This is a genomic window from Microvirga sp. ACRRW (assembly GCF_022346925.1).
Lineage (GTDB): Bacteria > Pseudomonadota > Alphaproteobacteria > Rhizobiales > Beijerinckiaceae > Microvirga.
Map to the genome: position 1 here is coordinate 564,882 of NZ_JAKRNJ010000002.1, position 17,025 is coordinate 581,906.

The 17,025-nt window shown below is 63.3% G+C and carries 16 protein-coding genes; 8 read left to right on the forward strand and 8 right to left on the reverse strand.

The features are described from left to right. Nucleotides 1-30 precede the first annotated feature (30 nt). The 3 genes from MHY87_RS06830 to MHY87_RS06840 form a co-directional block, all read right to left on the reverse strand. A complete protein-coding gene (locus MHY87_RS06830; RefSeq protein ID WP_239350590.1) occupies nt 31-1,530 on the reverse strand; it encodes a tripartite tricarboxylate transporter permease in 1,500 nt (499 codons plus the stop codon). An 8-nt stretch (nt 1,531-1,538) separates the two neighbouring features. Beyond that, nucleotides 1,539-2,012 carry a tripartite tricarboxylate transporter TctB family protein gene (locus MHY87_RS06835; RefSeq protein ID WP_239350591.1) on the reverse strand — a complete coding sequence of 158 codons (474 nt, stop codon included), beginning with the start codon at nt 2,010-2,012 and terminating at the stop codon, nt 1,539-1,541. A gap of 67 nt (nt 2,013-2,079) precedes the next feature. Continuing rightward, the gene (locus tag MHY87_RS06840; protein ID WP_370644857.1) at nt 2,080-3,051 is read right to left on the reverse strand and encodes a Bug family tripartite tricarboxylate transporter substrate binding protein; all 972 of its coding nucleotides are present in this window, start codon (nt 3,049-3,051) and stop codon (nt 2,080-2,082) included. A gap of 155 nt (nt 3,052-3,206) precedes the next feature. On the opposite strand from MHY87_RS06840, the gene MHY87_RS06845 reads away from it, so the two are divergent. The 5 genes from MHY87_RS06845 (at nt 3,207) to gltX (ending at nt 10,911) form a co-directional block, all read left to right on the forward strand. Beyond that, on the forward strand, nt 3,207-4,448 hold the full coding sequence (locus MHY87_RS06845; protein ID WP_239350592.1) for an O-antigen ligase: 1,242 nt from the start codon (nt 3,207-3,209) through the stop codon (nt 4,446-4,448). Continuing rightward, on the forward strand, nt 4,445-5,830 hold the full coding sequence (gor, locus tag MHY87_RS06850; RefSeq protein ID WP_239350593.1) for a glutathione-disulfide reductase: 1,386 nt from the start codon (nt 4,445-4,447) through the stop codon (nt 5,828-5,830). Before MHY87_RS06845 ends, gor begins: the two co-directional genes overlap by 4 nt. 125 nt (nt 5,831-5,955) lie before the next feature. Continuing rightward, on the forward strand, nt 5,956-7,341 hold the full coding sequence (locus MHY87_RS06855) for a class II 3-deoxy-7-phosphoheptulonate synthase (RefSeq protein ID WP_239350594.1): 1,386 nt from the start codon (nt 5,956-5,958) through the stop codon (nt 7,339-7,341). Nucleotides 7,342-7,665: 324 nt separating this feature from the next. Beyond that, on the forward strand, nt 7,666-9,399 hold the full coding sequence (locus MHY87_RS06860) for an NAD+ synthase (RefSeq protein ID WP_239350596.1): 1,734 nt from the start codon (nt 7,666-7,668) through the stop codon (nt 9,397-9,399). A 171-nt stretch (nt 9,400-9,570) separates the two neighbouring features. After that, nucleotides 9,571-10,911, forward strand: coding sequence for a glutamate--tRNA ligase (gene gltX / locus MHY87_RS06865; RefSeq protein ID WP_239350598.1), 1,341 nt, complete (start codon nt 9,571-9,573; stop codon nt 10,909-10,911). Between the two features lie 66 nt (nt 10,912-10,977). Here gltX and MHY87_RS06870 read toward each other — a convergent pair whose 3' ends face one another. The 3 genes from MHY87_RS06870 to MHY87_RS06880 form a co-directional block, all read right to left on the reverse strand. Then, complete coding sequence (locus MHY87_RS06870; RefSeq protein WP_239350600.1) at nt 10,978-11,739, reverse strand: ABC transporter permease; 762 nt, start codon at nt 11,737-11,739, stop codon at nt 10,978-10,980. Continuing rightward, on the reverse strand, nt 11,736-12,707 hold the full coding sequence (locus MHY87_RS06875; RefSeq protein WP_239350601.1) for an ABC transporter ATP-binding protein: 972 nt from the start codon (nt 12,705-12,707) through the stop codon (nt 11,736-11,738). The genes MHY87_RS06870 and MHY87_RS06875 overlap by 4 nt, the downstream gene beginning before the upstream one ends. A 102-nt stretch (nt 12,708-12,809) precedes the next feature. Next, a complete protein-coding gene (locus MHY87_RS06880) occupies nt 12,810-13,937 on the reverse strand; it encodes a DUF2865 domain-containing protein (protein ID WP_239350602.1) in 1,128 nt (375 codons plus the stop codon). A 152-nt stretch (nt 13,938-14,089) separates the two neighbouring features. Between MHY87_RS06880 and MHY87_RS06885 the strand changes: the two genes are divergently transcribed. Beyond that, nucleotides 14,090-14,473: a VOC family protein gene (locus MHY87_RS06885; protein ID WP_239350603.1), complete on the forward strand. Its 384-nt coding sequence runs from the start codon at nt 14,090-14,092 to the stop codon at nt 14,471-14,473. A gap of 59 nt (nt 14,474-14,532) precedes the next feature. Next, nucleotides 14,533-15,039: a CreA family protein gene (locus MHY87_RS06890; protein WP_239350604.1), complete on the forward strand. Its 507-nt coding sequence runs from the start codon at nt 14,533-14,535 to the stop codon at nt 15,037-15,039. A 3-nt stretch (nt 15,040-15,042) separates the two neighbouring features. On the opposite strand, the gene MHY87_RS06895 is transcribed toward MHY87_RS06890, so the two are convergent. Further along, a complete protein-coding gene (locus tag MHY87_RS06895; protein WP_239350605.1) occupies nt 15,043-15,645 on the reverse strand; it encodes a LysE/ArgO family amino acid transporter in 603 nt (200 codons plus the stop codon). A gap of 94 nt (nt 15,646-15,739) precedes the next feature. Here MHY87_RS06895 and MHY87_RS06900 point away from each other — a divergent pair, with 94 nt between their 5' ends. Next, nucleotides 15,740-16,624, forward strand: a complete 885-nt coding sequence (locus tag MHY87_RS06900; RefSeq protein ID WP_239350606.1) for a LysR family transcriptional regulator ArgP — start codon at nt 15,740-15,742, stop codon at nt 16,622-16,624. 4 nt (nt 16,625-16,628) lie between these two features. Here MHY87_RS06900 and MHY87_RS06905 read toward each other — a convergent pair whose 3' ends face one another. Then, entirely contained in the window at nt 16,629-16,955 is a 327-nt protein-coding gene (locus tag MHY87_RS06905; RefSeq protein ID WP_239350607.1) for a hypothetical protein, read from the reverse strand. Between the last annotated feature and the right edge of the window lie 70 nt (nt 16,956-17,025).

Here is a 17,025-nt window from a genome sequence, read left to right on the forward strand (position 1 = left end):
CGGTTTCCCGGGCCTCTTTCTTGTGGTTGCTTAGTCCTCGACCGCCTTGAAGCGGCCCAAGCCCTTCATCACGAAGGGGAGAATGAGGGCGATGAGCGCGATGGCGAGCAGGGTCGCCGAAATCGGGCTCTCGAGGAGCACCATCGGATCGCCGAGGCTGATCGCCAGGGCGCGCCGCAGCTGGCTTTCCGCGACAGGCCCCAGGATGAGGCCGACGACCACCGGTGCGATGGGGAAGTCGAAGCGCCGCATCAGGAAGCCGAGCACGCCGAACGCCGTCAGCATAACAAGCTCCACCGGCGAGGGATTGGCCGCGATGGTGCCGATGGTGGCAAAGACCAGGATGCCCGCATAAAGCCAGGGCTGCGGGATCGCGAGCAGGCGCACCCACAGGCCGACGAGGGGCAGGTTCAGCACCAGCAGCATGCCGTTGGCGATGAAGAGGCTGGCGATCAGGCCCCAGACGAGATCGGGCCGCTCGGCGAACAGCAGCGGGCCGGGATTGAGGCCGTATTGCTGGAATCCGGCGAGCATCATCGCCGCCGTGGCGGAGGTGGGCAGGCCCAGCGTCAGGAGGGGCACGAGGGTACCTGCCGCCGAGGCATTGTTGGCGGCCTCGGGGCCTGCCACGCCTTCGATGGCGCCATGGCCGAACTCTTCCGGATGCTTGGTCAGGCGCTTTTCCGTCGAGTAGGACAGGAAAGTCGGGATCTCCGCGCCGCCCGCCGGAAGGGCGCCGATGGGGAAGCCGTAGAGAGTACCACGCAGCCAGGGTTTCCAGGAACGCTTCCAATCTTGCTTCGTCATCCAGAGGGAGCCGCGAACGGGTTCGAGCTTCTCCTCCTCGATGCGGCGGCGGGAGGCGACATAGAGGGCCTCGCCGACGGCGAAGAGGCCGACGGCCAGCGTCGTGACTTCGACATTGTCGTAAAGCTCGGGGATGCCGAAGCTCAGGCGGGATTGGCCTGAGAGGATGTCGATGCCCACGAGTCCGAGCGTGAGGCCGATGAACAGGCTCGTGAGGCCCCGGATCGGCGAGTCGCCGAAGGTGGCGGACACCGTGATGAAGGCCACGCACATGAGGGCGAAATAGTCCTCAGGGCCGAAGCTGACCGCGATGTCCACGAGGTAAGGGGCCAGGAAGGTCAGGCCGAGCGTGGCGATGGTGCCGGCCACGAAGGAGCCGATGGCGGCGGTGGCGAGCGCGGGGCCACCGCGTCCGGCCTTGGCCATCTTGTTGCCTTCGAGGGCTGTGGCCATCGAGGCGCTTTCGCCCGGCGTGTTGATGAGGATCGCGGTGGTCGAGCCGCCATACATGCCGCCGTAATAGATGCCGGCGAACATGATGATGGAGCCCGCAGGATCGAGCTTGAAGGTGATCGGCAGGAGCAGCGCCACGGTCAGCGCCGGGCCGATGCCGGGCAGCACGCCGACGGCGGTGCCGAGGAGAACGCCGATGAGCGCGAACAGCAGGTTCATCGGCTGGATCGCGACGGACAGGCCGTTGGCGAGCGAGAGGAAGGCTTCCATGTCAGGCCTCAGAGAAGATTTTCAAGCGGCCCTGCGGGCAGGGACAGGGTCAGGAGCTTCCCGAGAAGCAGATAGACGAACACGGCGAGGCCCGCTCCGATGAGCAGGTCCACGAGGAAGGCGCGGCGCCCGAAGGCCGTGGAGGTGGCCGCGAAGAGGATAGCCGTGCCAATCATGAAGCCCCAGCCGAGGGCGATAAGAATGATGAGGATCGCAAGGCCGCCGAGGATCAGGATGATCGGCTTCCAGTCCAGGCTATCGCGCGCGGGCAGGTCGCCCCTGAAGGCCGAGATGCCGTTGCCGATGGCAAGCAGGACGAGACCGATGGACACGACGATCGGCATGACCTTCGGGCCGAGATCGTAAGGGGAAAGAATCTGGAGCTTGGTCATGTCCGACCAGACGAGGCCGGCCAGAGCGAGAAGAAGAAGAGCGATGACGAGGCCTGCCGCGTCGATGCGCCTATGCGGGGTAGTGGTCATGGAATGTCCTAAAAAAGAAGCGCCGCGCTCCCTGAACGCGGCGCTTCCAAAGCAATTATAGCGAAAATTACGACTTCACCAGTCCGACGGAGGTCAGGATTTCCTTGGTGCGGGTCTGCTCCTCGGCCAGAGCCTTGGCGAAGGCGTCGCCGGACATGTAGGCGTTTTCCCAGCCCTTGGACTTCAGGATCTCCTGCCACTCCTTGGACTTGGCCAGCTTGTCGACGGCTTCCGTCAGAGCCTTCTTCTGGTCGGCGGAGATGCCGGGAGGAGCCACGACCGCGCGCCAGTTGGCGATTTCGAGATCGATGCCCTGCTCCTTGATGGAGGGCACGTCGACATTCGCCGTCTTGGTGGCGGAGGTCAGGCCGATGAGGCGCAGCTTGCCGGCCTTCACCTGGCTCTCGAACTCGCCGTAACCGGAAATGCCCGCCGTCACCTTGCCGCCAAGGATGGCCGCGAGAGCCTCACCGCCGCCGGAGAAGGGGATGTAGTTGATCTTGGTCGGGTCCGCGCCGGCAGCCTTTGCGAAGAGTGCCGCGGCGATGTGGTCGACGCCGCCGGCCGAACCGCCGGCCCAGGTGACCTTGGACGGATCGGCCTTGATGGCTGCCGCCAGGTCCTTGGCGTTCTTGATCGGGGAATCGGCGGGAACGACGATGGCCTCGTACTCGGTCGTCAGACGGGCGATGGGGGTCGTCTGGTCGAGGGTAATCGGCGACTTGTTGGTGAGCAGCGCGCCCACCATCACGTAGCCCATGACCATGAGCTGGTTGCCGTCGCCCTTGGAGTTGTTCACCAGCTGAGCGATGCCGATGGAGCCGCCCGCGCCAGGAACGTTGGTGACCTGGACGCTCTTGGCGATGCCGGCCTGGGTGAAAGCTTGCTGCATGGAACGGGCGGTCTGATCCCAGCCGCCGCCGGGCGCCGCCGGGGCCATGATCTTCAATTCCATCTGGGCCGCAGCCGATGTCACGAAGCCTGCAACGGCAGCCGCAGCAAGGGCGCCGCGCCAAAGGCTTTTGCGAAGTTGGCTCATTCTGTTTCCTCCATGGGACTTAACGTCACGTCAGAGCGTGGTGTCGCAGACGGTAAAGGCGCTTTTCCCAAGGGGCAAGCGCTTGAGTTCTTTATCGATGTTGAACCTTAGCGTAAGAGCCTTTGAAGGATTCTAACTCGAAGTACAGTTCCCTTATGACACCCACATTCACCGCGACGGATTCCCGGCAGCGTTTGGCCGAGGGGTTCTGGCGCGCCGCCATGGCGAGCCTGATCGTGATGCCCGTGGGCATGGCCATCGCGCATCGTTCAAGCCCGCTCTTCATAGTCCTGAGCGCCGTTCTCTGTCTGGTGGCGACAGGCCTGGAGGGCAGGGCGCAATCGTTCCGGCGGGAATATTCGGCGGCGCTGATGACGCCCTTGGGGATCGCCGTTCTCGCGTTCTTCGCCTGGTGCCTCGTGTCCATCGGTTGGAGCGAGTTCAGGGCCGTCTCTCTCCGATCTTTCGGGGAGTTCTGGCTGCCGATAGCAGCCGGTCTGGTGCTGGCGCTGACCTTGCCCCAGCGCCTGACGCCGCGGATGTTCGCTCTCCTGGCGGGAGCCTTCGCGCTCGCCGGGCTCATCATCATCGCCGAGCTGCAAACCGGCATGATCCTGCGCAAGACGTTGGGCGTGCGCGCTGATCCCTACATCTTCAACCGTCCCGTGCTGACGCTCCTCATGCTGGCTCTGCCTCTGACGGCCTGGCTGCTGAGCACGAGAAAAAATGGTGGGGCCGTTGGCTTGGCGCTGCTTCTTTTTCTCGGAGCGGTGACGATCCTGTCCGAGAGCGATGCCGCCGTGCTGGCCCTTGCGATTGTCTGCCTGACCTTTCCCATCGCATGGCTGGCCCCGCGCCTGACTTTCGTTCTGGCGGTGCTTTCGTTCCTGGCTGTCGTTTGCATTTCTCCCCTGATCGGGACGATCTCGGCGCGGTTGATGACCCCTGAGATGCACCAGATGCTCGCCACCGGCCATTCCAAGGAGAGGGTGGAGCTCTGGCAGAGCTTTGGCAAAGTCGTCGAAAGGAAGCCCTTGTTGGGAACCGGTTTTGGCGTGAGCCCGCGCATGCCGGAAACCGCAGTCGCGAAGAAAGTGCCGAAGCGTTACCGCCGTATGCTCAACATCGGGCATCCGCACAATGCTGTCCTGCAGATCTGGGTGGAGCTTGGAGCGGTCGGAGCCGTGCTTTTCCTCGGTATCGCTTTTCTCATCTTACGCGCCATGTGGCATCTGCCCCATCTGATCCGCAGCGCTTCGCTGGCATTGCTCGCCGGAGTCGTGCCGGTCTCGCTCGTCGGCCATGGCGCGTGGCAGGGCTGGTGGGCTGCATCGCTCGGCGCAGCCATTATATGGATGCAAGCAGCCAGTCGCTTCCAAACGGAGACCAAGCCATGACCCAGTTCGATGTCGACCTCTTTGTCATCGGAGCAGGGTCGGGCGGTGTCCGTGCCGCGCGCATCGCAGCCAATTACGGTGCCAAGGTGATGATCGCCGAGGAATACCGGGTCGGCGGGACCTGCGTGATCCGGGGCTGCGTGCCGAAGAAGCTGATGGTCTATGCGAGCCGCTTCGCAGACGATTTCCACGATGCGGCAGGCTTCGGCTGGACTATCGGAGAGCCGACCTTCGACTGGGCGACCCTGATCCGCAACAAGGACAAGGAGATCGACCGGCTCGAGGGGATCTACCGCGCCAATCTCGAAAAGGCCGGTGTCGAGATCGTCAACAGCCGGGCCGTGATCGAGGATGCGCATACGGTGCATATCCTCAACACGGGAGCCCGCATCCGCGCCCGCACTATCCTCGTGGCGGTCGGAGCCCATCCGACGATGGATCCTCCCATTCCCGGCGGGGAGCTCGGCATCACCTCCAACGAGGTCTTTCACCTTAAAACCCTACCGAAACGCATCATTGTCGTCGGCGGCGGCTATATAGCCGTGGAATTCGCCGGTGTCTTCGCAGGCCTCGGCAGCCAAGTGACCCTGGTCCACCGGGGCGACAAGCTCCTGCGCGGCTTCGACGAAGATGTGCGCGATGCCCTGGGTGAGGCCTATGCGCAGCGCGGGATCAATCTCGCGCTTCAAAAAACCCTGACCCGCCTCGACAAGGTGGCGGATGGCATCGCCGCCACCCTCTCGGACGGCTCGGTCGTGACCGTTGACCAGGTGCTCGTCGCCACCGGACGCCGCCCAAACACCAAAGGGCTCGGGCTGGAGAATGCGGGGATCACCGTCGATGAGGTGGGCGCTATCCCGGTCGATGCCTATTCCCAGACCCTCATTCCCTCGATCTATGCGGTCGGCGATGTGACCAACCGGGCAAACCTCACGCCCATCGCCATCCGCGAGGGCCATGCCTTTGCCGATACCGTCTTCGGTGGCAGACCCACCATCGTGGATCACGACCTGATCCCGACCGCGGTCTTCTCGACCCCGGAGATCGGCGTGATCGGCTGCAGCGAGACGGCGGCCTGGAAGCGCTATGGCGACATTGATGTCTACAGAACCGCCTTCCGCCCCATGAAGGCCACCCTGTCGGGCGGCTCCGAGCGGGTTCTCATGAAGCTCATCGTCGACAAGGCCAGCGATAAGGTCGTGGGTGTCCACATCATGGGGCATGACGCGGGCGAGATGATCCAGCTCGCTGGCGTTGCCGTCACCATGGGTGCCACCAAGGCCGATTTCGACCGCACCGTTGCCGTCCATCCGACGGCCGCCGAAGAGCTGGTGACCATGCGCACGCCTCTGGTGGTGAAGAAGCCGGTCGCGGTGGGGTGATACTAAGTTTCAAAAAGGTCGCGGCCTTTCGGCACTCGCCTTTTTGTTTATGTCGTGTATAGGTGCCCTTTCGTGCCGCTTGTTGCGGTGCACGAGAGGATGCCAACGACACGGGAGTAAGTGTCATGACTGAGCGGTGGACGCCAAATAGCTGGAGAAACAAGCCAATCCAGCAGGTTCCGGCTTTTCCGGACCAAGAGGCGCTTGAAAGCGTAGAGCAGCAGCTCGCAGGCTTTCCTCCGCTCGTTTTTGCAGGCGAGGCTCGCAAGCTGAAGCGCGATCTGGCGAAAGTGGCCAAGGGGGAGGCTTTCCTGCTCCAGGGCGGCGACTGCGCCGAGAGCTTCGCCGAGCATTCCGCCGACAACATCCGCGATTTTTTCCGCCTGTTCCTGCAGATGGCCGTGGTGCTCACCTATGCGGGCGGCTCGCCCGTGGTGAAGATCGGCCGCGTGGCCGGCCAGTTCGCCAAGCCGCGCTCCTCCGGGACCGAGATCATCGACGGCGTGGAGCTTCCGAGCTATCGCGGCGACATCATCAGCGACATCGCCTTCACGCCTGAAGCGCGCATGCCCGATCCGCGCCGCCAGCTCATGGCCTATCGCCAGTCTGCCGCGACGCTCAACCTGATCCGCGCCTTCGCCACCGGCGGCTACGCGAACCTCGAGAACGCGCATCGCTGGATGCTTGGTTTCGTGAAGGATTCGCCGCAATCCTCGCGCTACAGCGAGCTTGCCGAGCGCATCACCGAGAGCCTCAACTTCATGCGGGCCATCGGTGTCGATCCCGAGACCCATCCCGAGATGCGCTCGACGGATTTCTACACGAGCCACGAAGCCCTGCTGCTCGGCTACGAGGAGGCCCTGACCCGCGTGGATTCCACCACCGGTGACTGGTACGCCACCTCCGGCCACATGGTCTGGATCGGCGACCGTACCCGCCAGCTCGACCATGCCCATGTGGAATACATGCGCGGCATCAAGAACCCGATCGGCCTCAAGTGCGGACCGTCGCTCACGGCGGACGGCCTGCTGAAGCTCATCGACGCGCTCAACCCCGAGGACGAGGCAGGCCGTCTCACCCTGATCTGCCGCTTCGGCGCGGACAAGGTGGCCGATCACCTGCCCGCCCTGATCCGCGCGGTGCAGAAGGAAGGCCGCACGGTAGTGTGGTCCTGCGATCCGATGCACGGCAACACAATCAAGGCTGCCTCCGGCTACAAGACCCGCCCCTTCGAGCGCGTCATGGGCGAGGTGCGCGACTTCTTCGCCATTCATCAGGCGGAAGGCACCCATGCGGGTGGTATCCACCTGGAGATGACCGGCAAGAACGTGACGGAATGCACCGGCGGCGCCCGCGCGCTCACCGATGCGGACCTCTCGGACCGCTACCACACCTATTGCGACCCGCGCCTCAACGCCGAGCAGGCGCTGGAAATCGCGTTCCTGACCTCGGAGCTGATCAAGCGCGAGCGTCAATCAAGGGAACGGCCCGCCGCTCTGGCGGCTGAATAAGAAAACAGAAAAAGGGCGCCTCGGGCGCCCTTTTTGCTTTCAGGGTGGTGAGATAGTCTTAGCTCAGCCAGCCCATGAAGAAGAGAATAAGGATAATCGGCAGGGGAATGCCGATGAGCCAAAGCAAACCACCTTTCAGCATCGTCGTCTCCATTGTTCAAAACGTGTGAGAACAACGAACTGAGCTGTAATGGGTTCCGCACATCGTAAGCCATCATGACGATGGCTGTGGATCGGAGCAAACGCTCAAGCGTTGAAGTGCCGTGGGATAGCTCCCGCTTCGCATTGCTGCGCGCCCGGCAGCGCGCTAATTCTGCAGGTGCCATGGCTCAGAACATTCTCAAGATCGCTCTCGCGCAGCTCAACCCCATCGTCGGCGATGTAGCCGGCAACGAGCAGAAGGCTCGCGATGCCCGTGCCGAGGCGGCTCGCATGGGCGCCGACCTCGTCATGTTCCCGGAGCAGTTTCTCGCGGCCTATCCCGCTGAGGACCTCGTGCTCAAGCCCGCTTTCCAGGATGTGTGCCGCGCGGCGCTGGAGCGTCTTGCGCGCGAAACGGCGGATGGCGGACCCGGCATGCTCATCGGCTTGCCGTGGCGCGAGGGCGACGAGCTCTACAACGCCTATGCGCTCCTCGATAAAGGCACGATCACCGTGCGCTACAAGGTGGACCTGCCGAACTACGACGTGTTCGACGAGAAGCGCAATTTCGATGCCGGTCCGCTGCCGGGCCCGGTGAATTTCCGTGGTATTCGCATCGGCATTCCGATCTGTGAGGACATCTGGACCGGCGACGTGGTCGAGTGCCTCGCCGAGACGGGCGCCGAGATTTTGCTCGTGCCGAACGGCTCGCCCTATCATCGCGGCAAGACGGACGAGCGCTTCAGCATCGCCACCGCCCGCGTGACCGAGAGCGGGCTGCCGCTCGTTTATATCAATCTGGTCGGCGGCCAGGACGAGCTGGTTTTCGATGGCGCGTCCTTCATCCTCAACGCCGATTGCTCGCTCGCAGGCCAGCTTCCGGCTTTCGAGGAAGCCATCGTCCTCACCATTTGGGAGAAGGGCGAGGGGGGCTGGGTCTGCCGCGAGGCTCCCATGAATACGGTCGAAGAGGGCGGTGAAGCGGATTACGCCGCCTGCGTGCTCGGCCTTCGCGATTACGTGGAGAAGAACCGCTTCCCCGGCGTGGTGCTCGGCCTTTCCGGCGGCATCGATTCCGCCATCTGCACGGCGATGGCCGTGGATGCGCTGGGCGCTGGCCGCGTGCATTGCGTGATGCTGCCTTACCGCTATACCTCGGGCGAGTCGCTGAAGGATGCGGAGGATTGCGCCCGCGCGCTCGGCGTGCGCTACGACATCCTGCCCATCGCGGAGCCCGTGGAAGGCTTCGAGGCGGCGCTTCAGCCGATCTTCCAGGGCAGGGAGCGCGACATCACGGAGGAGAACCTCCAGAGCCGCGCGCGTGGCACCATCCTCATGGCGATCTCGAACAAGTTCGGCGGCATGGTGGTGACGACGGGTAACAAGTCCGAAATGTCGGTGGGCTACGCCACGATCTATGGCGACATGAACGGCGGCTTCAATCCGATCAAGGATCTCTACAAGATGGAGGTCTTTTCCCTATCCGCGCTCCGCAACCGGTGGAAGCCGAAGGGCGCTCTGGGGCCGGACGGCATCGTGATCCCCGAGAACATCCTCACCAAGGCTCCCAGCGCCGAGCTGCGCGAGAACCAGAAGGATCAGGATTCCCTGCCGCCTTACGAGGATCTCGACGAAATCCTGCGCGGCCTCGTGGAGCAGGAGCTTCGCGTCTCCGAGATCGTCGCCAAGGGCTATGACCTTGAGGTCGTGAAGAAGGTGGAGCGCCTTCTCTACCTCGCCGAGTACAAGCGCCGGCAATCGGCGCCCGGCGTGAAGGTCACGCGCAAGAATTTCGGCCGCGACCGTCGCTACCCCATCGTGAACCGCTTCCGCGACCAGGGCCTTGTCGCCCACCAGAAGGACGAGGCCCTGGAGCGCGCCACCGGCAAGCCGCGGGTCGGCTCGCTGGATGTCTAATGCCGAGTGTCATCCCCGGCGGCCGAAGGCCGGGAAGGGGATCCACGATCAAGCGCTGCGCTATGGATTCCCTTCCCCTCCGCTACGCTCCGGCCGGGAATGACACAAGACTGCAAATAGAAGCCGTGGCCTCTTGCGCCGCCCGGCTCCCTTCGTCATAGGGTTGGCCCCATGTCCAAGCCCATCGTACGCTTCGCCCCGTCTCCGACTGGGCACATCCATATCGGCAACACCCGCGTGGCCCTGCTCAACGCGCTCTTCGCGCGCCGGGAGGGAGGCACCTTCATCCTGCGCTTCGACGATACCGATCTCGCGCGCTCGAAGCAGGAATACGCGGATTCCATCGAGACCGATCTCAAGTGGCTCGGCATTCCGCCGGATGTGACCGTGCGCCAGTCCGAGCGGTTCGCGTTCTATGATGCCGCTGCCGAGCGGCTGAAGGCCATGGGCCGCCTCTATGCCTGCTACGAGACTCCGGAGGAGTTGGAGTTTCGCCGCAAGCGCCAGCTCGCGCGCGGCCTGCCGCCGATCTACGACCGCGCCGCGCTGAAGCTCACGGACGAGGAGCGCGCGACGCTTGAGAGCGAAGGGCGTAAGCCCCATTGGCGCTTCCGCCTCGACCATACCAACGTGGCGTGGAAGGATCTCGTGCGCGGCGATTGCCATGTGGATTGCGGCTCGCTGTCCGATCCCGTGCTGGTGCGCGAGGACGGGACCTATCTCTACACGCTGCCCTCGGTGGTGGACGACATCGACCTCAAGATCACCCATGTGATCCGCGGCGAGGACCACGTCACCAACACGGCGGTGCAGATCCAGATCTTCGAGGCGCTCGGCGCGTCGATTCCCACCTTCGCCCATCACAGCCTGCTCATCACCGCGAGCGGCGAGGGGCTTTCCAAGCGCCTTGGCCATCTTTCCGTGAAGGGCCTGCGCGATGCGGGTCTTGAGCCGCAGTCGGTGGCTTCGCTCGCGGTGCTCGTGGGCTCGGCTGAGGCGGTTCGCCCCATCGCCGATCTGAACGAGCTCGCCAAGCTCATCGACTTCTCCCACATCTCGCGCGCGCCCGCGAAATTCGACGAGAGCGAGCTGGAGCATCTCAACGCGCGCCTCATTCATGAGATGCCTTATGAGAATGTGCGTGAGCGCCTCATCAAGCTCGATGCGGATCTGGGTGAAGTGTTCTGGAATGCTGTACGCGGCAACCTGACGAAGGTGCAGGATGTGGCGGAATGGGCGCAGGTCGTGCTCGGCCCGGTGACGCCAGCAATTGAGGATCGTGCCTTCATCGATGCGGCCACCGAAGTGCTGCCGGAAGGGCCGTGGGACGTCACGACCTGGAAGACCTGGACCGAAGCGGTGAAGACGAAAACCGGCGTGAAGGGCAAGGCTTTGTTCATGCCGCTGCGACTTGCGTTGACCGGCCTCGATCATGGCCCTGAGTTGGGCAACCTGCTGCCGCTGATTGGTGTTGAGCGTGCTAAGGCGCGCTTGGCAGGGCAGGCGGCTTAAGCCTTACAAACAGAAGTCCCGAACACCCTCCTCATCACGAGGAGGGTGTTCGTGTTTAAAGACCTGTCAGTTCTTGATCTTGTAGCCCGTCCGGAAGATCCACCAGATCGCTGTGAGGCAGATCAGCATGAACAGGAACGTCATGCCGAGGCTGACCCCCACATCGACGTCCGAGACGCCGTAGAAGCTCCAGCGGAAGCCGCTCACCAGATAGACCACCGGGTTGAACAGGGCGACCTTCTGCCAGAAGGGCGGCAGCATGTTGATGGAATAGAAGCTGCCGCCGAGAAAGGTCAGCGGCGTCACGATCATCAGCGGGATCACCTGCAGCTTCTGGAAGCTGTCCGCCCATACGCCGATGATGAAGCCGAAGAGGCTGAAGGTGATGGCTGTGAGCAGCAGGAAGGCCACCATCCAGAACGGATGCTGGATGGAGAAATCCACGAAGAAGCGCGCCGTGACGAGAATGATAGTGCCGATGATCACCGATTTCGTGGCGGCGGCACCCACATAGCCGATCACCGTTTCGATGGCCGAGATCGGAGCGGAGAGAAGCTCATAGATCGTACCGCTGAACTTCGGCATGTAGATACCGAAGGATGCATTGGACGTGCTCTCGGTGAGAAGCGAGAGCATGATGAGGCCCGGCACGATGAAGGCGCCGTAGCTCACGCCCTCGATGCTGGCCATGTGTGAACCGATGGCCGAGCCGAAGACGATGAAGTAGAGCGAGGTGGAGAGAACCGGCGAAGCGATGCTTTCCATCAGCGTGCGCCAGGTGCGAGCCATCTCGAAGAGATAGATGGCTTTGATGCCGTAGATGTTCACGAGCGCCCCCTCACCAGGCTGACGAAGATGTCCTCCAGCGATGACTCGGAGGTGCGAAGATCCTTGAAGTCGATGCCGTGCTCGTTGAGCCGGCGCAGGAGCGTGGCGATGCCCGTCTCGTCGCTTTGCGTGTCGAAGGTGTAGACAAGGTCCGTGCCGTCGGCGGAGAGCTGCAGGTTCTCGGACTGCAGGTCGGCGGGGAGAGCGCTGAGCGGGTTCTGCAGATGCAATGTCAGCTGCTTCTGGCCCAATTTCCGCATGAGCACATGCTTGTCCTCGACAAGCACGATCTCGCCCTTGTTGATCACGCCGATCCGGTCGGCCATCTCCTCGGCCTCTTCGATGTAATGCGTGGTGAGGATGATGGTGACGCCGTTCTCGCGCAGTTTGCGCACCATGTTCCACATATCCCGGCGCAGCTCCACGTCGACGCCCGCCGTGGGCTCGTCGAGGAAGAGGATCTTCGGCTCGTGCGAGAGCGCCTTCGCGATCATCACGCGCCGCTTCATGCCGCCGGACAGCGCCATGATCTTCGTGTCCTTCTTCTCCCAGAGCGAGAGGTCCTTCAGGATCTTCTCGATATAGGCTGGGTTCGCGGGCTTGCCGAAGAGGCCCCGGCTGAAATTCACTGTTGCCCACACGGTCTCGAAAGCGTCCGTCGTGAGCTCCTGCGGCACGAGGCCGATCTTGGTGCGGGCCGGGCGGTAGTCGCGCACGATGTCGTGCCCGTCCGCCGTCACGGTACCCGTGCTCGGATTGACGATGCCGCAGATGATGCTGATCAGCGTCGTCTTGCCGGCGCCGTTGGGGCCGAGCAGCGCGAAGATCTCGCCTCGGCGGATGTCGAGGTCGATCTTGCGCAGGGCCTGGAAGCCCGAGGCGTAGGTCTTGCTGAGCCCTGCGACCGAGATGATCGGGGCCGATGAGCCGGATGATTCCGGGATTCGCGAATGGTCGAGCGGTTTCATGGGGCGCCTGATAGCATGTCTGGAAGAAGGCTTAAATTCCCCCTTCCAAATGACAACGGGCCCCAAGGAAGGGCCCGTTGTTGAAGATCACTTATATCCGCGTCAGTTCTGCGGGTTCGGCACCGGAATGAGGTTCGGCGCGATCACGCGGACCGATTTCTTCTGGCCGTTGCCGCTGACGACGTCCTGCTTGTTGCCCTCGTTTTCACCGACCACACGAGTGGTCTCGATGGATTGCGGGCCGATACCGGAAGATTCCTTGCTCGCGGTCGGAGCGGAGGCAGCGCTCTCGGCTTGGGCCTTCTCTTCCTCGTCCGCCTTCTTGTCGGCGGCCTTGCGGGCCTGGGCGGCTTTCGGACGCGACAATTCTTCCGCCTTCTCGGCGGTCACGATTACGTCGCCCTTGCGCTGTTCCAGCATGCTCTCGGCCTTGCGCAGAACCACAGACCAGCTCTCGTCGGACTTCTTGCAGGCGCAGCTCTCATCGAAGCTCTTGCGGAACTTGAAGGCATTGGCGAGCGACGTATAGGCCCGGTTGCCCGAGAGCGAAGCGGCACGGGTCAGGCCGTCGTCACCGCCGGGATAGGCGAAAGCGGTCGTTTCCGTGCCGGGGCAGAGGGCCTGGCACATCTCGTCGGCGCTCTGGCCACCGCCTGGCGGCGTGGTGAGCGGGAAGAACGAGCCGTCGCAGGTCTTCACGCAGATCAGGCGGCCGCCGCCGAGAGAGGGTTGGCCCTCATCGGCGATGATCGGCTGGCCTTCAGGGGCAATCTGCTGTTGCTGAGGACCGCGCGGCGGGCCGAAGAGCGTCTCGAAGAAGCCGCGAGGCTGTTGATCGGTGGAGCAGGCCTGCTGCACGGCGGCCTGAAGCTGGCGGCGGCGCCCATCAACGGCTGCGGGATCGACGGCCTGCTGCGCAAGCCGGGCATAGCCGGCTTCGAGCTGGCGAATCTGTCCGGCGATGGCGGGGCATTCGGCCGGGGGAGGGCCGGCAAAGAAGCTCAAGGGACCGCGCTCGCAGCCGATGGAGCTGTAATAGCGGGCAAGCCGGCTGATCTCGGCGCGCTGGGCCTGCATCTGCCCGGTCGGCGCTCCGCCTCCGCTGCGCTCGAGATTCGCCAGTTCCGCGCGGAAGCGCTGGCACTCGGCCGTCTGGGCGAAAGCGGCCTGACCAGCGGCGAGGAAAGCCGTCACGGCAAGGAGGGAGCGGAGAAAGAATGTCTTTGTCATCAAGCTGATCGCAGAACTCAGGTCCGATACGGCAGTCTAGTCAGGGTGATCGTGTGACGCCGGAATGGGGCCCTATTGTGATTACCGCCTTGCCCGCTCCAGGGAAAGGCTTCTAGCCTCTCCGCCAACAGCAACCTCGGACGAGATTCTGCATGTACTCTCATACGACCATCGGAGCAAATGACCTCGCGCGGGCCCGCCGCTTCTACGATGCGGTGCTGGCTCCATTGGGCCTGGAGGTCCGGTTCACGGATGAGGACATGGTGGGCTATGGCCTGCCGGGTGGCCGCCCCCAGTTCCTGGTCGTCAGGCCCTTCGACAAGGCAGAGCCTTCCGTGGGAAACGGCGCTATGATCGCCTTGCTCGCCCTAAAGAGGGCCATGGTCGATGCTTGCTATGAGAGCGCCATGAAACAGGGCGGGGCGGACGAGGGCGGACCCGGCTTACGCCCCCAGTATCACCGCAACTATTACGGCGCTTACTTCCGCGATCTCGATGGCAATAAGATCTGCGTCTGCAGCCATCACGAAGAATAGATCTCGTCAAAGGCAGAGTGCATCCCCACATTGAGCGTAGCATTAGGAGACAATGAAGAATGCTTGCGCGAATCGCCCTGGCTCTTGCCCTCGTCGTGGGAGGCACGCTCGGCGCTGCGGCCCAGGAGCCGGATCTGATCTTCAAGAAGTCAACCGTCTGGCGGGCGCTGACCCCTGACGACAAGCTCGCCGTCTACGGGATCGACGATCCTGTCGTGGAGGGCGTGGCCTGCCACTACACGACGCCTGAGCGGGGCGGCATCTCCGGCACCTTCGGCGTGGCGGAGGAAGTTTCTGACATTTCGCTCTCCTGCCGCCAGGTCGGCCCGGTGAAGTTCAAGCAGCGTTTCGGGCAGGGCGACGTGGTGTTCAGCGAGCGGCGTTCGCTCATCTTCAAGAAGATGCAGATCGTGCGCGGTTGCGACGCGAAGCGCAACACGCTCGTCTACATGGTCTATTCGGACCGGCCCATCGAAGGCTCGCCCAAGAACTCGACCTCGAGCGTGCCGCTGATGCCCTGGGGCACGGAAGCTCCGGCCAAATGCGGCGACTGGCTGAACAAGTAAGTTTTACTCGTTCAGCAGCAAACGCGCGGCCGTTACCCACATGATGATGCCGATGGCGATGTCGAGGACGCGCCACGTGACGGGCCGTGCGAAGAGCGGCTTGAGCAGGCGTGCGCCGTAGCCGAGCGAGAAGAAGAACGTGAACGAGGCCAGCATCGCGCCGGTGGCGAACAGGCCTTTGCCATTCTCGAATTGCGTCGAGATCGACCCGATGAGAACCACCGTGTCGAGATACACATGCGGGTTGAGCCACGTGAAGGCGAGACAGGTGAGCACCACGCGCTTCAGGCTCTCGGGCGCCGCCTCGGATGGCCTCAAGGCTTCGGACCGGAACGCATCCCGGAAACTGCGCGCGCCATAGGCTAGCAGGAAGGCCGCACCGAAATAGCGAAGGCCGGTTTCGGCCCAGGGCACCATGGCGCTGATCTGGGAGAAGCCGGAGACGCCGGCCAGGATCAGTAGGGCATCCGACAAGGCGCAGGCAAGGCACACGGCCCAAACGTGCTCGCCACGCAAGCCCACACGCAGGACGAATGCGTTCTGGGCGCCAATGGGAAGGATGAGGCTGAGGCCGAGCAGGAAGCCGGCGAGGAGAGGGGAGGTCATAGGGATGGCCTAAATGAAATGTCGCCCTTCCGTAAGCCGGGATCTATGATTAGGACAGTTAAAGAAGCTGACCTTGCATTAGAAAATCTTACCCATGCTGGATTATGCCCATCTATCCGCTCTGGCCGCAGTGATCCGCACCGGCAGTTTCGAGCGCGCGGCGCAGCAATTGAACGTGACGCCTTCCGCCATCTCTCAGAGGATCAAGCTTCTGGAGGAGAGGGTCGGCACGGTCCTCGTCATCCGGGGTCAGCCCTGCATAGCAACCGAAATCGGGCAGCGCCTATGCCAGCATGTGGAGCAGGTGGCCCTGCTCGAAAGCTCCATTCAGCAAACGCTTCCCAAGCTCCAAACCGAGGCTCGGCCGGTGACGCTGCGCATCGCCGTCAACGCGGACAGCCTTGCCACATGGTTCATTCAGGCCATGGCGGAGACGGAAGGGTTCCTGTTCGACCTCGTGGTGGACGATCAGGATTACAGCGCGGATTGGCTGCGGCGTGGGGAGGTCATGGCCGCCGTCACCTCGCATGGCCTGCCGATCCAGGGCTGCAATTGCCGTCCCCTAGGAGCTTTGCCCTACGTGGCAACCGCAAGCCCGGGCTATATCGAGCGCTGGTTTCCCGATGGGTTCACCGAGGCGGGTGCGGCCCGCGCACCGAGCCTGATCTTCAATCAAAAGGACCGGCTGCAGAACCTGTGGCTGCGTCAGGTCTTCGGGGCGGATATCCAGCCACCGCAGCATTGGTTGCCCTCGTCGCAGGCTTTCGTGGATGCGTCGCTGGCCGGATTAGGATGGGGGATGAACCCAGAGTTCCTGGTGAGAGAGCATCTCCAGGCGGGGAGGCTGGTAGCCCTGGACGCCCGGTTTCCCTTCGAGGTGCCTCTGTTCTGGCAGGAAAGCCGGATCGTCGGTCCGGTGATGGCGGATGTGACCCGCGCCGTCTTGAAGACCGCGCGAGCCATGCTGAGGCCGACGTAGATCCTCAGTTCGAGCAGGTGATCGAGACCGGACGGTCTTCAGGGGCCGTCATCGAGACCTTCTGAACCGAGCCGGTGGTCTCCTCGGCCTCGACCTGGCGGAACGAAACCGCGCGGACATAGCCCTGGGCTTCGCACCAGGTATTCGCCACAACTTGGCCACAAGGCTGGTTTGAGATCAGGCATTCCGCGACGCCGTAGCCATCGGCGGCGGGGACCAGGAAGGTCGCTTCTGCGGACGAGGCCTGGGTGCCGTTTGGCAGGAGCGTCAGGGACGCGGCTGCAAGGAACATGGCTGTGCCCAACCCGAGCACGGCGTATGCGCGGCGCATAGAAAACCTCATCAATTGAACTCGTGCTTTATTATCACGAAACCCCGTGAACAAAGCTCTAACGGGTTTG

Coding starts and splice junctions, on each gene's coding strand:
- MHY87_RS06855 (WP_239350594.1), top strand. CDS start 5,956: ATGACTGAGCGGTGGACGCCAAATAGCTGGAGAAACAAGCCAATCCAG.
- gltX (WP_239350598.1), top strand. CDS start 9,571: ATGTCCAAGCCCATCGTACGCTTCGCCCCGTCTCCGACTGGGCACATC.
- MHY87_RS06895 (WP_239350605.1), bottom strand. CDS start 15,645: ATGACCTCCCCTCTCCTCGCCGGCTTCCTGCTCGGCCTCAGCCTCATC.
- MHY87_RS06860 (WP_239350596.1), top strand. CDS start 7,666: ATGGCTCAGAACATTCTCAAGATCGCTCTCGCGCAGCTCAACCCCATC.
- MHY87_RS06900 (WP_239350606.1), top strand. CDS start 15,740: ATGCTGGATTATGCCCATCTATCCGCTCTGGCCGCAGTGATCCGCACC.
- MHY87_RS06835 (WP_239350591.1), bottom strand. CDS start 2,012: ATGACCACTACCCCGCATAGGCGCATCGACGCGGCAGGCCTCGTCATC.
- MHY87_RS06905 (WP_239350607.1), bottom strand. CDS start 16,955: ATGCGCCGCGCATACGCCGTGCTCGGGTTGGGCACAGCCATGTTCCTT.
- MHY87_RS06880 (WP_239350602.1), bottom strand. CDS start 13,937: ATGACAAAGACATTCTTTCTCCGCTCCCTCCTTGCCGTGACGGCTTTC.
- MHY87_RS06890 (WP_239350604.1), top strand. CDS start 14,533: ATGCTTGCGCGAATCGCCCTGGCTCTTGCCCTCGTCGTGGGAGGCACG.
- MHY87_RS06830 (WP_239350590.1), bottom strand. CDS start 1,530: ATGGAAGCCTTCCTCTCGCTCGCCAACGGCCTGTCCGTCGCGATCCAG.
- MHY87_RS06840 (WP_370644857.1), bottom strand. CDS start 3,051: ATGAGCCAACTTCGCAAAAGCCTTTGGCGCGGCGCCCTTGCTGCGGCT.
- MHY87_RS06875 (WP_239350601.1), bottom strand. CDS start 12,707: ATGAAACCGCTCGACCATTCGCGAATCCCGGAATCATCCGGCTCATCG.
- MHY87_RS06885 (WP_239350603.1), top strand. CDS start 14,090: ATGTACTCTCATACGACCATCGGAGCAAATGACCTCGCGCGGGCCCGC.
- MHY87_RS06845 (WP_239350592.1), top strand. CDS start 3,207: ATGACACCCACATTCACCGCGACGGATTCCCGGCAGCGTTTGGCCGAG.
- gor (WP_239350593.1), top strand. CDS start 4,445: ATGACCCAGTTCGATGTCGACCTCTTTGTCATCGGAGCAGGGTCGGGC.